Genomic DNA, 16,220 nt, shown 5'->3' on the forward strand with positions numbered 1-16,220 from the left:
GACCAGAAACAACATGACAATAGGGCAAAATTGTCCCTATTTACAATTCAAACTATTTATATTGGGATTTTATATTTATATATCAAATCATTATCCTAGAGTGGAATATCCTCTTGGTCAACTTAAGAACATCCATACTAAATGACCTATCCCCTAAAAAGGACATGACCATTTACGCTAAAAAACCTCTATACTTTTTCATTTTTTTCGAAGTTTATGGTTCTCAATTTATCTTCTACCAACTCAGTAGCCTTATATGTAGCCACAGGAAAAACTTCGCGTAGATCAATATTGCCCGTATTTCTTAATTCGTTCTGTAGGCTCTTCATGAATATATTTTTAATTTCGGTAGCTAAATTTATTTTTGTTATCCCGTTCTCAATAGCAGCCTGTAATTGTTCATTCGGGATACCGGAACTTCCGTGCAATACCAACGCAGCCGTAGTAACACTATTGATTTCTTTTATGAGATCCAGCTGTAGATTAGGGGTTTCCTTGTAAAATCCATGAGCCGAACCAACGGCAATCGCCAAGGCATTGACACCGGTAGCCTCAACAAAATACCTTGCTTCTTCCGGCCGCGTATAAACCATTTTCTGATCTTGGCCCAATTTCGAGATATAACCAAGCTCCGCCTCCACATTGATTTTATAATTTTCCGCATATTCAACAATCCCGCGGGTTATCCTGACATTTTCTTCAAAGGGCTTTTCACTCGCATCTATCATTACCGAATCGAACCCGGCATCTATACATTTTTTGACCAAGACAACATCCTGCCCATGATCCAAATGCAACCAGGCTTTTACCCCATATTGATCTATGGCACTTTTAGCAAGAGCGGTCGCTACTTTGAGCCCCATATACTTTATTGAACTTTCTGAAAGCTGCAATATTAGTTCAGAACCAGTGTTCTGAGCAGCGGCCAATACGGCGGATAAAGTTTCGAAATTGTAAAAATTCGTAGCCAATAAGGCTTTTCCGTTCTTCTTGTTGTAATGTAGTTTTTCCTTTAATTTCATGAATTAAAATTGAATGAGAATTTCCTTTTGGCTATTTCTTTTATTGCTTCCAAATCAACATAAGCACTTTATTATTCATTAAAAAATCCCCAAAGTTGACTAGGTTGAACATATAGAAATATTAGTCTTGGATATTTTTAACCCTTGTAAATTTCTTCCGTTTAATCAACTGTTGCTGCAAAATTTATAAGCATTTATATTCCTTTGCAGAAATCAATTCCGCAATAATTATTGCTATGGGATTAAGGTTGAAAGACAATACCACCCAACCTTGACCAGCTCTTCCTACCAATTCCTTATTTTTCACCCAAAACACACGCTGTTAGCGACATTTCCATTACACAAGCATTTAATCTTGACCGGACCTCATTCATCTATTATCTATATAACTATTATAAAATAGTATCTACATTAATAATCTAGCTTCCGAAATATTTTGAACAAAAATTATTCCTATTAAGAATTACACAAACATAAAAAAAATATATTAACTTATACAAACTTTCTTTTTAAAATATTTTGATTTCATAAACTTTCATAATTTTAACTATTACAAAAGGCCATCCTTGTTTTTACTTAAATGCGACTAAAATGGGTGTGCACTCATTAAAACTGGTATATACCTATATAAATAAACATTTTTTACCAATATTAAATAACATATTTTGATTTTAAAGCCCTAAAATCAATGAATTAACAAATGCTCCAATTAACATTAAATAAAGTTATACAACCTTTCTTTTATGAATTATGCAATTTCAAAAACTTTCCTCATTTAACACGTATGAAAAATATTGGATCAATCGCAAAAGTTGTGCGTGAATTGAAAAAAGATAGAACAGACCACCCCAGAGTTAGTGTTCTGTTCATTTTTTTGCATCGCCCAAAAAAGCGATCAGGGCAGAAATACAAAGGCGAAGTTTAACTTTGGATGGAGGTGCCAGCTACCGTAATGGCTACCCTCATATACAGTCGTGTTGCCCAATGTGAAAACCACTTGATTTAAAACGAAATAAGAAATAGGCCGTTTCCCTATTCCGCAAACCATTGGTATCTATATATAATCGACCGCTACTGAATACCCTTGAACATAATTCTCAAAATAGATGGACAGGCCGATCTTCTTCCGTATTAAAGATATCATGGCCATAAAGAATTATTAAAGCCTTGGAAATAATTTAGGCCATGTCACCGGCCCTTAAAATCTCGAGATTTTAGGGACACCTAGCGAAAAAGGGTCTTTTCTCCTGCCTCGACGGCAAGACGGGTTTGTTTCGTTTTATTCATTGCATGTTTATTTTGGAATAAGGTATTCACGAACCTCCTACGTCCGTTTCATTGGAAAGCAAAAAAGGCATTTAGGGCACGGTTCAGGGGCGTTAGAAATACAGAAATCTTCCTATTTAGATTAACTCAACTATATGCGTAAATATTCAAATACCCAGAAATTGTACTTGATCCAGGATTACCTCACTGCGTTCGGTGAACCTGTAGTGGGGTCGATGCTCATGAAAATCGAGCACAGGCTGGCGCCTGTCCATCTTTTTTATTTTCCACTGCTTAAGCACCCATCGGTGCTACGCAGTGCAAAATAAAAAATCCGATCACATATGTGATCGGATTTTCTTGGTCGGGGTGGCAGGATTCGAACCTGCGACCTCCGCGTCCCAAACGCGGCGCGATAACCGGGCTACGCTACACCCCGAAATGGTAATACCATCTCTACAATACTACTTTAAAAAAAAAAGCGGAGAGACAGGGACTCGAACCCTGGCGACAGTTACCCGTCGACAGATTAGCAATCTGCTCCGTTACCACTCCGGCACCTCTCCAATAATTTTAAAGATCTCGCATTAAAAATGCGGTTGCAAATGTACTTTTTCATTCACAAGAACGCAACATTTTTTTAATATTTTTTCACTTCTTATGACTTATTTAGCGTTTATTGGCCCTATCTCATTAACCCTCAAACAATTCATAAATTCAACTAGTCAGGATATTCCACCCGTAAATGGTAAATATTGACCAATTTCTGCTTTAATATCTTCTTGATCGCCTCAATTTCCTTAAAGGTAATATTGGCATTTAAAAATTGACCTGCCTTTATCTGGCCTTCAATAATCCTTTCCACAAATTCATCGATTATCAAAAAGGTTGGATTCTTTAAACTCTTGGAAGCGGCTTCCACGGAATCTGCCATCATTAAAATAGCGGTTTCCTTTGAAAAAGGAATAGGGCCTGGATATCTAAAATCCTCTTCATTTACTTCTCCTTCCAAAGCCTCTTGCTTTTTGTAAAAATAAAAGACCAATGAAGTACCATGATGGGTCCTAATAAAGTCTATTACTCGGTCTGGTACCTTGTTTTTACGTGCAATTTCTATTCCTTCAATAACGTGGTTGATAATTATGGCCGCAGCATCCATAGGCTCCAAATCGTCATGTGGGTTTACATTGGTGATTTGGTTTTCCGTAAAATAGGTGGGGTTGTTCATTTTACCAATATCATGGTAAAGTGCTCCAACCCTAACCAACATGGCATTAGCACCAATTTCATTGGCGGCTGCTTCGGCCAAATTTGCCACCTGAAGGGAATGGTGAAAGGTTCCCGGAGCCTTATTGGATAATTCCTTTAATAATTTAGAATTGGTATCGGACAATTCCAAGAGGGATACATCGGAAACCAAACCAAATATTTTCTCATGAATATAAATCAATGGCTGAACAAACAGAGTTATCATACCATTGAGAAAAAAATATCCAAAAGCCATCCATTGTATATCATCCAAGTTGCCCTCGTGGATCATATGAAAGGCAAAATACCCAATAATATAAATCAGGGTGATTTGACCCACGGATATAAATAAATTCGCCCTTTTATACAGTTCCGAAACCGACAAGATGGTAACAATACCTGCCAAGGTCTGTAGAAATATATATTCGAAACTGTTGGGAACCACAAAACCCAGAATTAAAACAGTAAGAACATGGACAAAAAGCCCTAATCTGGCATCAAAAAAGGTTTTGAGCACCAAAGGCAGAATACACAAAGGAACCACAAAAACATACTCTACATTGTATTTAACCACCATCGTGGTCATAAATACCATAATCAGAATATTGACTATAATAAAGGTAACCTTTGTATTGTCCTTAAAGATTTCCGGTCGATATTTTTTGAGAAATAAAAAGAACATCATTAACACCATTGCCACCAATAAGGTGTACCCAAACAGTATTAAATATTGATTATTTTCTTCCCATAATTCGGACTCAAACTCGCTTTTAAGTGAATCCAAAACCCTAAGATCCCCTTCCTCCACCACCTCTCCCTTGGCAATAATTAGTTTGCCCTCGTCAACATTGCCCAAAGTATAAGAAATCTTGGAATACTCCGATTCCAATTCTTTGTTAGACAAATCATCGTCGAAACTAACATTGGGTTTAATAAAATTAAAGAACAATTCCTGTAAGGAAGGTTCATATATAGATAATCGACTTTGGGCTAATTTTCTTCTTACAACTCCCTCTACATCCGATAAGCTATAAACTTCATCAAATTTCAGCTTTACAGCTTCATTATTCCTAACCAAATAAAGGCTATTCTTGTTACTCCTGCGTTCTATTTTGGATAGAATACCATTTGCATAGAGATCATCCAAAACGTCTTTGGCCACATCCTTTATCCCATCCAGTTCGTTCCTATCAAATTCAGAGGCATTAAAGACCTTTGTCAATTCCTTTTGAATGGTGCTATCTACTTCTGCCACAATATTGGCATCATAATTATAGTAATCTATATGGTCGCTTTCTATTTTCCCTCTTTCCTTAGTAATTTCCTCCTCACCCTTGTTTACTGAAAAATCGAAAGGAGCATAAAAATTATTGTATTGCCAAGGTTTGCCTTTTTGGTATTCATACTTAAATTTTCCTCCTCTAGGAAAAAAAAATACAATAAAGAAAACAGCCAAGAAATATAAAAAGTACTTATAAACCAGAGAGTGATTTTTATAAAGGCTGTCCAAAAAAGTGCGCATACGGAAAGTATATATAGTCAAAAATAGAAAAATATAAACTTAAAATGACACTTTACATAAATAACACAACTTTTGGCAAGCAACATATATTATTTTAAATGTATCGGGCTGTTTTGACCCCCAAATTATCGCTACCATAATTACCCGCTAAAATCATAAAAAACATGGAATATTACACCGTTGCAACCCTCATTGCACATTAATTTATTAAATTCGCAAATAATAAAAATGAACTTGATGAAAGATGTTGTAATCGTTTCTGCCGCAAGGACACCTATAGGTAGCTTTATGGGGTCATTGTCCACTATTACGGCCACTGAACTTGGTGCTATTGCAATTAAAGGTGCATTGAATAAAATAAAATTGGACCCCTCTAAAGTGGAGGAAGTCATTATGGGGAATGTGGTTCAAGCGGGAACTGGTCAAGCTCCGGCCAGGCAGGCTGCTATTTATGCAGGAATACCCAACACAGTTCCCTGCACCACTGTTAATAAAGTTTGTGCTTCAGGAATGAAATCGGTTATGATGGCCGCCCAGTCCATAGCATTGGGAGACAATAACATTGTTGTTGCCGGTGGAATGGAAAACATGAGCCTAATACCGCATTATATCCATTTAAGAAGCGGTCAAAAATTTGGACCCGCCACTTTAATTGATGGCATGCAAAAAGATGGACTGGTAGACGCCTATGATCAGCAGGCCATGGGGACCTGTGCAGACGCCTGCGCTATTGAATATAAATTTAGTAGGGAAGATCAAGATAATTTTGCCATACAATCTTACCAAAGATCAGCCGAAGCCTGGGCGAACGGAAAATTCACCAATGAAGTAGTTCCAGTGGAAGTCCCCCAAAGAAGAGGCGAACCCATATTGGTAAGTGAAGACGAAGAATTTAAAAATGTAAAGCTGGACAAAATCCCCGGATTACGCCCAGCATTTTCAAAGGATGGTACTGTTACGGCAGCCAACGCCTCAACCATTAATGATGGGGCCGCAGCCCTGGTATTAATGAGTAGTGAAAAAGCAAAGGAATTGGGGCTAAAGCCTTTGGCAACCATAAAAAGCTATGCCGATGCTGCACAGGAGCCCAAATGGTTTACCACGGCGCCAGCGAAGGCACTTCCAAAAGCCTTGACCAAAGCGGGCATTGGCATTGAGGATGTTGACTATTTTGAGTTTAACGAAGCCTTTGCCGTAGTTGGCCTGGCCAATATAAAAATACTCGGACTTACGGATAAAAATGTAAATGTAAATGGCGGAGCCGTATCTTTGGGACACCCCTTGGGATGTTCCGGGGCCAGAATCATAATTACATTGCTTAGCGTACTTGAACAAAACAATGCCAAAATTGGAGCAGCGGCCATTTGCAACGGTGGTGGCGGAGCTTCCGCAATAATTATAGAAAAAAATTAATAAGTTCTTGTAAAGCAAGCCCATGCAATACGGTATTTGCCACCTTAGTATTGTTCCAGTACGTTCCATTGCAGATGACACTAGCGAAATGGTATCCCAACTTTTGTACGGTGAACATTTTAAGGTTTTGGAGCAAAGAAAAAAATGGAGCAAGATCCGCAATGCTTTCGACAATTTTGAGGGCTGGATAAGCAACCAACAATTCACATTAATTGATGAGGACCGATTTACGGAATTGGAAGGTTCGGAATGCACAAAAGTATCGTCGGACCTTATTTCATTTATAGAAACCGAACACAACGTACTGCTCCCTATAGTTCTCGGCTCGAACATTCAACAATATTGCTTTTTGAATCACAAATTCGATGGCACATTTTCCATAGGTAAGCAGGATAAAAATCAATTGGTACAAAAGGCATTACTCTATTTAAATGCACCATACCTTTGGGGCGGAAAAACTACGTTTGGAATTGATGGCCCGGGATTCACCCAAATGGTCTACAAAACAAATGGCTATCGTCTGCTTAGAGGTGCCCAACAGCAATCTACCCAAGGGGAAGCTTTAAGTTTCATAGAGGAAAGTGAACCGGGAGATCTGGCTTTTTTTGACAACAACGACGGAATTATCGATCATGTTGGGATTATCATGGAGAACAACTATGTTATCCATTCCTTTGGTAAGGTCAGGATAGACCGGATAGACCATACGGGCATTTTCAATACAGAAACCAATACCTACACCCACAAACTAAGGGTAATCAAAAAAATTATATAAAAAAAGGGCCATCGTATTGCGATGGCCCTTTTCCTTTTCTATAAATATTATATTTACTCTAAATATTATATTTACTCTCCAGTAAGCTTTTTAAGACGTAGGAAGTTTTCGTTATCCCCTAAGGCTCCATATATATTCTTTAATTGAGAAAGAATACTTTGGTTATCAGGATTCAATTTTAATGCATCTTCCAGGATGATGGCCCCATCGCGGAACAAACTATCTTTTTGCTCTTTTAGTTCGTCATATCTGGCGATATCCTTTTTAGAATTCCCAAGTGAATTCATTTCATCTATCAAACCATTACCTTCATTAACATAGGTTGTAGAAAGATTCAGTTGTGCATTTACATATCCAGGATTAATTTCAATAGCTCTTTTATAAGCCTTTCTAGCATCCTCTATATTACCTTGTTCCATATTGATCACACCTACATTATAGAACAGGTCTGGATTATCCGGAGCTACTTCTGAAGCTTCCGCCATTAAAGCTTTAAATTTTTCCTTATCACCCATTTTGTAATAAAGGTTCGCTTCGTTCAAAATCAGGTTTACATCCTTGGGATCTTTTGCCCTGGCATCCTTGTAAGCATCCAATGCCTTGTCATCCTGACCCAATTGCGTATATATCAAAGCAATATTCTTAACAATTTCCGTGGTTTTGGAAGGAGTTTTTTCATCCACTGGATCTTTGTATGCTCCAGATTTAACCATCAACTCTCGCTGTGTTTTCTCCATCTCCTCGACCTCACCGGTAGACACATTGGTAGCTTTGTAAACTACACCACCTCCATCATAACCTAAATCCTTTAACTCATTATAGTATTTAAGTGCTTTTTCATAGTGCCCACCATTTACTGCACTACTGGCAGCATAATAAAGATAAACAGTATCCAGAGGGCTTAACTGGTAACCCATATATAGTTTACCTGCAGCCTCCTCATACTTTTTATTGTTGTTATCTTCTACTGCAGAATTTATAAGATCGGCAGTCATATTGGAAAGCTTTTCCTTGGCATCAGAGCTGTATTTGGCCTTTCCACTTTTCTCTTCCACTTCACTTACCTTTTTATAAGAAGAAATGGCTTCATCAAAAGCACCAGCGGTGCCTTTCTTAGCCAAATCTGCATAAGCACTCCCCCTTAAGAAGTAATATTGAGCCTGCATTTTTTCATCCGCACCACTAATTAGTGAAGCAGCACCATCCAAAGCTGTTTTCGCAGCCATGGCGTCTCCAGACTTTAATGCTTTATCCGCTGTTTTTATCTGATCCTTTTGAGCAATTCCGACTACCGAACAGAACATAGTCGCGATTATTAAAATATTTGTCTTCATTTCTAAATTAAATTTACGTGTTAGTGTTTATACGTGTTAATGTTTAACTGCTATTCTTTGGTTTCCGCACTATCATTATCAAGAGCCGTGCCATCTTCTTCACTGGCATCTACCTCCAAGGTAGTAATATCATCTATCTCATCTTCATCCTTCATTACCTTAGCTACCGCCGCAATGGAATCGCTGCCTTTAATATTAATAAGTCGAACACCCTGTGTTGCCCTTCCCATTACCCTTAAATCTTCAACACTCATTCTTATAGCGATGCCCGATTTATTGATAATCATTAAATCATCGGAGTCAGAAACATTTTTAATGGCTACCAAACCACCAGTTTTATCGGTAATGGAAATAGTCTTCACCCCTTTACCTCCTCTATTGGTAATCCTGTAATCTTCAATACTGGAACGTTTACCGTAACCATTCTCCGACACCACCAATATTTCTTCCTCAAAATTGTGTACGGCTACCATTCCTATTACCTCATCATTATCATGAGCCAGAGTTATACCGCGAACTCCAGAGGCATTTCTGCCCATTGGCCTAGTTTTAACCTCTTCGAATCTAATAGCTTTACCGGACTTTAGCCCCAAGAATATCTGACTGGCTCCAGTGGTAAGTTTAGCCTCCAAAAGCTCATCATCCTCACGTACACTAATGGCATTAATTCCATTCTGTCTCGGTCTTGAATATTGTTCCAAAGATGTTTTTTTAACAATACCCTTTTTAGTGGCCATTATTACATAATGACTGTTTACGTATTCCTCATCCTTTAAATCCTGAGTACAGATGAAGGCTTTCACCATATCATCATTTTCAATGTTGATCAGGTTTTGGATGGCCCTACCCTTGGAGGTTTTAGTTCCCTCCGGGATTTCATAGACCCGCATCCAGAAACACTTACCTTTTTGAGTAAAGAATAACATATATTGGTGGTTGGTACCTACAAATAGGTGCTCCAAGAAATCTTCCGTCCTTGTGGAGGTTGCTTTCTGGCCTACACCACCTCTATTTTGTGTCTTATATTCGGAAAGCGGTGTTCTTTTAATATAACCGGCATGTGAAATTGTAATTACCACTTGCTCATCCGGAATCATATCTTCCATACTAAGATCACCACCTGCAAAATTTATTTCCGAACGTCTATTATCCCCGTACTTATCTTTAACCTCCAGTAACTCGTCCTTGATTATTTGCATCCTACGCTCTTTTTTAGCTAGGATATCCTTCAAATCGGCTATGGTCAAGATTATTTCATCGTACTCAGTTCTCAACTTATCCTGCTCCAGACCCGTCAACTGACGTAAACGCATTTCAACAATGGCCTTGGCCTGAATCTCACTAAGCTTAAAGCGTTCCATAAGCTTTTCCCTAGCCTCATCGGCATTGGAAGAAGCTCTGATAATAGCAATAACCTCGTCTATATTGTCCGAAGCTATGATAAGACCTTCCAGGATATGCGCCCTGTCCTCAGCCTTTTTCAATTCAAACTCTGTACGCCTAACTACCACTTCATGACGGTGCTCCACAAAATAATGGATCATCTCCTTAACATTCAATAATTGCGGCCTTCCTTTGACCAAGGCAATATTATTTACACTAAAGGAGGTCTGTAATGATGTATATTTATACAGGGTATTTAGGACGATATTTGGAATAGCATCCCTTTTCAATATATAAACGATACGCATACCGTTCCTATCCGATTCATCTCTTATGGTAGAAATCCCCTCTATCTTTTTTTCATTGACCAAATCGGCAGTCTTCTTGATCATGTCCGCCTTGTTAACCTGATATGGAATTTCGGTAACAATAATACTCTCCCTCCCCTGTACTTCTTCAAAATTTGTCTTCGCCCTCATTACCACACGACCACGTCCGGTATGAAAAGCCTCCTTAACCCCATCATAGCCATATATAATCCCACCTGTCGGAAAATCGGGTGCTTTGATATGGGTGATAAGTTCATCGATTTCAATATCGTTATTGTCAATATAAGCCACAGTGCCGTCCACTACTTCGGCAAGGTTATGTGGAGGCATATTGGTTGCCATACCTACAGCAATACCAGAAGCACCGTTGATCAATAAATTCGGAATTCTGGTAGGAAGCACCGTAGGCTCCTGCAAAGAATCATCAAAATTAAGTTGATGATCCACAGTATCCTTATCTATATCGGCCAACATATCATCCGCAATCTTTCGCATACGGGCCTCCGTATAACGCATTGCCGCCGGACTATCACCATCAATGGAACCAAAGTTACCCTGACCATCGACCAACATATACCTTAAACTCCATTCCTGGGCCATACGGACCATAGAATCATAAACAGAGGTATCACCATGTGGATGATACTTACCCAGAACCTCCCCGACGATACGGGCAGACTTCTTATGTGCACTATTTGACCTAACACCTAACTCGTGCATTCCGAACAAAACCCTTCTATGCACTGGCTTTAAACCATCCCTAACATCTGGCAGGGCACGTGACACAATGACCGACATTGAATAATCAATGTAAGCAGATTTCATTTCATCTTCAATGTTGATCGGAATTAATTTTTCTCCTTCTGCCATTTAAAATCTTCTATTTATTTTTAGTTAAAAAAGCACGACAATATACGTAAAATCGACACTATACAAGTATTTAGAGCATACTTTTGTGAAGAATTTATTAACACTTTCAATATCGGCTTTGGTTAACAAATTGATTGTTAAATTTTTTGTAAATCATGCTTTTTTTCGTCACTTAGACCGTCTTTATCGAATATTAGGTATAGTATTTGCCGTAGATTGATATAGATTTACTATTTTTAAAGTTGAAAGGATATTTTATGGACGACAATTTTTCCCCTAGAGTAAAAGATGTAATTGCTTACAGCAAGGAAGAGGCCTTAAGATTAGGCCACGACTTCATTGGTACTGAGCACTTAATGCTCGGATTACTGCGCGACGGTAATGGAAAAGCAATAAGCATTTTAGACGCATTGGATGTGGACTTGGATCACCTGCGAAGAAAAGTGGAGATATTAAGTCCTGCCAATCCAAACGCTGGTAGTGCACAAAAGGACAAAAAGAACCTGCATTTGACCAGACAGGCGGAGCGTGCACTGAAAACAACATTTTTAGAAGCAAAATTATTTCAAAGTTCCTCTATCAATACGGCCCATTTATTACTGTGCATTTTGCGCAATGAGAATGACCCTACTACAAAATTATTGCATAAATTAAAAGTGGATTACGATGGAGTAAAAGACCAGTTTAAATCAATGATAACAAGTGATGACGATTATATAGACTCTCCTACATCCGAATCCTTCCCAAGTGATTCCGATGAACCCAATGAAGAAAAAGAAGGAGGCTTCGGCTCCTCCAGCACAGGGCAAAAAGGAAGTAAAAAATCCAAAACCCCTGTATTGGACAACTTTGGGCGCGACCTTACCAAAATGGCCGAGGAAAACAAATTGGACCCAGTGGTGGGCCGCGAAAAGGAGATAGAAAGGGTTTCGCAAATCCTTAGTAGAAGAAAAAAGAACAATCCTCTGTTGATTGGAGAGCCTGGTGTTGGTAAAAGTGCCATAGCCGAAGGTCTTGCACTAAGGATAATCAATAAGAAAGTATCTAGAATTCTTTACAACAAAAGAGTTGTAACCCTAGATCTCGCCTCTTTGGTGGCCGGAACCAAATATCGCGGCCAGTTTGAAGAGCGAATGAAGGCGGTTATGAACGAACTGGAAAAGAACGATGACGTTATTTTGTTCATTGACGAGATACACACTATTGTAGGGGCAGGTGGAGCGACAGGCAGTTTAGATGCCTCCAATATGTTCAAGCCAGCCTTGGCTAGAGGAGAAATTCAATGTATAGGAGCCACTACTCTTGACGAATACAGACAATATATAGAAAAGGATGGTGCCTTGGAAAGACGTTTTCAAAAGGTAATTGTTGAACCTACAACCGTTATAGAGACCATTGAAATCTTAAAAAACATCAAAAGTAAGTACGAAGACCATCATAATGTTATTTATACGGACGAGGCCATAATTGCCTGTGTAAAACTTACGAACAGGTATATGACCGATAGATATCTTCCGGACAAGGCCATTGATGCCCTGGACGAAGCAGGTTCACGTGTTCATATTGTAAACATGGATGTTCCCAAACAAATATTGGAACTAGAAAAACAATTGGAAGACGTTCGTGAGCTAAAGAATACTGTCGTAAAAAAACAGAAATACGAGGAAGCAGCCAAGCTGAGGGACGATGAAAAAAGGATAGAAAAAGATCTGGCCATTGCCCAAGAAAGATGGGAAGAAGACAGTAAACTTCACAAAGAAACTGTTACCGAAGATAATGTTGCGGACGTGGTATCCATGATGAGCGGTATTCCCGTAAATAGGATTGCCCAAACAGAAAGCAACAAATTGGCAGAATTGCCAAAGCTTATCAAGAGCAATGTTATTGGGCAGGATGATGCCGTTGCCAAGGTAGCCAAAGCTATTCAACGTAACCGGGCCGGTCTAAAAGACCCGAATAAACCTATTGGATCCTTTATATTTTTAGGACAGACAGGAGTTGGTAAAACCCAGCTTGCCAAGGTATTGGCCAAGGAGCTATTTGATTCCGAAGACGCTTTGATCAGAGTGGACATGAGTGAGTATATGGAGAAATTCGCCATATCGAGACTTGTAGGTGCACCTCCAGGATACGTAGGTTACGAAGAAGGTGGGCAGTTGACCGAAAAAGTGCGCCGTAAGCCTTATTCCGTTATCCTGTTGGATGAAATTGAAAAAGCACACCCCGATGTATTCAATATGCTTCTACAAGTGCTGGATGACGGTTATTTAACAGATAGTCTTGGCCGAAAAATAGATTTTAGAAATACGATCATCATAATGACCTCGAACATAGGGGCAAGACAACTTAAGGATTTTGGTCAAGGAGTTGGTTTTGGCACTTCAGCAAAAAAGGCCCAAGCCGACACCCATCAAAAAAGTGTTATTGAAAATGCCTTAAAAAAGGCCTTCGCACCAGAATTCTTGAACAGAATAGATGACGTTATCGTATTCAATGCCCTGGAACGCGAAGATATTCATAGGATCATCGATATCGAGCTCAACAAATTATTTCTTAGAATTAAAGACATAGGATACGATTTACAGCTTACCGATAAGGCCAAAGACTATATCGCCGAAAAAGGTTTCGATAGGCAATACGGAGCAAGGCCACTTAAAAGAGCCATTCAAAAATATATTGAAGATGCCTTGGCCGAAGAAATCGTAAATTCCAAGTTAGAGGAAGGCGATACTATCCACATGGATTTGGATGAAGCAAAAGAAGAGCTTACCATTAAGATCAAAAAAGCAGAAAAGTCGTCCAAAACCTAATTTGGACCTCTATATAAAAGAAAAAAGGAGTAGCTATTGGCTACTCCTTTTTTTTATCTATTCCCCAAGCTTTGTAAGAAATAAAACACAGTAATCCATTTTCCTTTCCACATAAACGATTAAAGTGTCTTTTATCTAATAATTTTTTAAATAGTTGCACTTAATTCTACATTCGCTGCAGACACACTATATAAAATACGAAGAATGAAAGTCGGACGACCCAAGAAGACTATTATCGTACGAGAATATCAACTGGACATTGGAAAAGTACAGGTATTTGACGATTACATGGTTTCTATTTTTGATGAAGGAAGTACTATTACCAAGGAACGCGTTTTTCAAATTATTGGTATTATGGAAATTCATTTCAGAAATAAAAACTTCGGTTACATAAGCTTAAGAAAGAATTCCTATGCCATTGACCCAATGGTATACAATCAGATCAGGGAAATAGATAATCTAAAAGCTTTTGCCATAGTTTCCATCAAAGAAATAGACATGCACAATTTTAATATTGAGAGACTATTTTACAAGAAAGCAATGAAATTTTTTATAGACCAGGATAACGCCCTTACATGGATCAAAAGGCGTGTAAAAACCGCGAATATTGACTAAAGTATGTCATTATCATTAATTGATAATGACATACTATTGCTCACTTTCCCCCTGAACACCTTCAGGTTCCTGTACTTGAAAGAGCTCCAAATAAGCCTTGCCAATATTATCGATTATCCCACTTGCAATTAAGGCCTGAAAACCGCAATTCTCTACGGCAATATCAGCTGCTTTACCATGAATATACACTCCAAAAATAGCCGCATCCAATGGCGAATATCCCTGTGCAATTAGCCCAGTAATTATCCCTGTCAGCACATCGCCACTTCCCCCTGTCGCCATTCCCGGATTTCCAGTGGTATTCACATAGCCTTTATCCCCATAAATAATGATGCTATTGGCACCCTTAATAACGACGATACTGTCGAATTTTTTAGAGAATACCTTTGTTTTATTCAATTTATCAAAATCATCCTTCCATTTTCCAATTATGCGCTCCAACTCCTTAGGATGCGGTGTTAAAACGGTTTTTGAAGGCATTTTTTTAAATAAATCAGGATTCTTGGAAAGGATGTTAAGGCCGTCCGCATCTATTACCAAAGGAACATTATTCTTATGCAAAAATTCAGAAAATGCCTTAACAGTAGCCCCACTTGTACCAATGCCGACTCCTATGCCAATTACGGTAGGAGCCACACCAAAATCAATATTGGAAATTTCCCTTTCATCACTATCCGTAATGACCATAGCTTCCGGTAGGGCAGTTTGTAACGGTACATAGCCACATTTAGGCACATAGGCATTGACCAATCCACTACCCGCGCACAAACTGCCTTTGGCAGCCAAAATAACCGCTCCGATTTTGCCATAACTACCTCCGATAATTAAAGAATGTCCATAACTGCCCTTATGTGAATATTTTTCCCGGGGGATATACAGGGATAGCACTTCATTTTTACCGATCAGCTCATATTCAGCCTCTGATTTAGATAAAAATTCCTGATCAAGACCTATGTCCAAAATCTCCCAATGATCAAATAATTTTCCAGTTTCGGGAAGAAAAAATACAAGTTTTGGTACTTGAAAAGTAAGCACAATATTGGCTCTTATTACCCCATCCGTATTAATAGGACCACTCTCCATAAAGAGTCCGGACGGCATGTCAATAGACAATTTAAATGCCCTTGAATTATTTAGGTGCTGCATCAGGTTTATCACCCACAGATCAGGAACCCTATTCAATCCAATTCCAAAAATGGCATCAACCACAATATCCTCTCTCCCAATAGTGGGCAACTCCGATTCTTCACTCAAAAAATTGGGCCAAATCTTTATTTCCTTTAGTCTATCAAGATTTATTAGAAAATCTTTTGATCTATGTTCGCTATAGTTAACAACATGAACCTCAACATTATACCCATGTTCATGTAAATGCCTGGCCAGCACCAGTCCATCACCCCCATTATTACCAATACCACTAAACACACTAATCTTTGTTTGGGCACCCTGCAACCGAGAATGTATCCAGTTAAAAATCTGAATTGCAGCCCTTTCCATGAGTTGATTGCTGCTTATCTGCTGCCTATCTATTGTGAATTTATCAGCATCGTATATCTGTTTAGCATTAAAAATCTTCATTCGATAAGATTATTTAGTAAAAATTGTTGATTTGGCAAAAATCTCTCCAAACATT

The 16,220-nt window shown here is 38.6% G+C and carries 9 protein-coding genes and 2 tRNA genes; 4 read left to right on the forward strand and 7 right to left on the reverse strand.

The features are described 5' to 3' along the window. Window positions 1-188 precede the first annotated feature (188 nt). The 4 genes from MWU78_RS04685 to MWU78_RS04700 all read right to left on the reverse strand — a co-directional run bounded on the left by MWU78_RS04685 (window position 189) and on the right by MWU78_RS04700 (window position 5,058). The gene (locus MWU78_RS04685; protein WP_246995470.1) at window positions 189-1,022 is read right to left on the reverse strand and encodes a class II fructose-bisphosphate aldolase; all 834 of its coding nucleotides are present in this window, start codon (window positions 1,020-1,022) and stop codon (window positions 189-191) included. A gap of 1,627 nt (window positions 1,023-2,649) precedes the next feature. Then, window positions 2,650-2,727 (reverse strand) — tRNA-Pro (locus tag MWU78_RS04690). A gap of 43 nt (window positions 2,728-2,770) precedes the next feature. Further along, a tRNA-Ser gene (locus tag MWU78_RS04695) sits at window positions 2,771-2,854 on the reverse strand. Window positions 2,855-3,009: 155 nt separating this feature from the next. After that, the gene (locus MWU78_RS04700; RefSeq protein WP_246995472.1) at window positions 3,010-5,058 is read right to left on the reverse strand and encodes an HDIG domain-containing metalloprotein; all 2,049 of its coding nucleotides are present in this window, start codon (window positions 5,056-5,058) and stop codon (window positions 3,010-3,012) included. Window positions 5,059-5,295: 237 nt separating this feature from the next. On the opposite strand from MWU78_RS04700, the gene MWU78_RS04705 reads away from it, so the two are divergent. Further along, window positions 5,296-6,471, forward strand: coding sequence for an acetyl-CoA C-acyltransferase (locus tag MWU78_RS04705; RefSeq protein WP_246995474.1), 1,176 nt, complete (start codon window positions 5,296-5,298; stop codon window positions 6,469-6,471). A 22-nt stretch (window positions 6,472-6,493) separates the two neighbouring features. Further along, window positions 6,494-7,246 carry an NlpC/P60 family protein gene (locus MWU78_RS04710; RefSeq protein WP_246995476.1) on the forward strand — a complete coding sequence of 251 codons (753 nt, stop codon included), beginning with the start codon at window positions 6,494-6,496 and terminating at the stop codon, window positions 7,244-7,246. 71 nt (window positions 7,247-7,317) lie between these two features. Here MWU78_RS04710 and MWU78_RS04715 read toward each other — a convergent pair whose 3' ends face one another. Together MWU78_RS04715 and gyrA are read right to left on the reverse strand one after the other, a co-directional pair. Further along, entirely contained in the window at window positions 7,318-8,580 is a 1,263-nt protein-coding gene (locus MWU78_RS04715; RefSeq protein ID WP_246995478.1) for a tetratricopeptide repeat protein, read from the reverse strand. A gap of 50 nt (window positions 8,581-8,630) precedes the next feature. Then, window positions 8,631-11,162 (reverse strand): DNA gyrase subunit A, encoded by a 2,532-nt coding sequence (gene gyrA, locus MWU78_RS04720; RefSeq protein ID WP_246995480.1) that lies wholly within the window; start codon window positions 11,160-11,162, stop codon window positions 8,631-8,633. A gap of 257 nt (window positions 11,163-11,419) precedes the next feature. Between gyrA and MWU78_RS04725 the strand changes: the two genes are divergently transcribed. Further along, window positions 11,420-13,972: an ATP-dependent Clp protease ATP-binding subunit gene (locus MWU78_RS04725; RefSeq protein ID WP_246995482.1), complete on the forward strand. Its 2,553-nt coding sequence runs from the start codon at window positions 11,420-11,422 to the stop codon at window positions 13,970-13,972. A gap of 204 nt (window positions 13,973-14,176) precedes the next feature. After that, window positions 14,177-14,587, forward strand: coding sequence for an STAS/SEC14 domain-containing protein (locus MWU78_RS04730; protein WP_246995484.1), 411 nt, complete (start codon window positions 14,177-14,179; stop codon window positions 14,585-14,587). A 33-nt stretch (window positions 14,588-14,620) separates the two neighbouring features. Here MWU78_RS04730 and MWU78_RS04735 read toward each other — a convergent pair whose 3' ends face one another. Further along, window positions 14,621-16,165, reverse strand: coding sequence for an NAD(P)H-hydrate dehydratase (locus MWU78_RS04735; RefSeq protein ID WP_246995486.1), 1,545 nt, complete (start codon window positions 16,163-16,165; stop codon window positions 14,621-14,623). Between the last annotated feature and the right edge of the window lie 55 nt (window positions 16,166-16,220).

The organism is Arenibacter sp. F26102 (assembly GCF_023015865.1).
Taxonomy (GTDB): Bacteria; Bacteroidota; Bacteroidia; order Flavobacteriales; family Flavobacteriaceae; genus Arenibacter.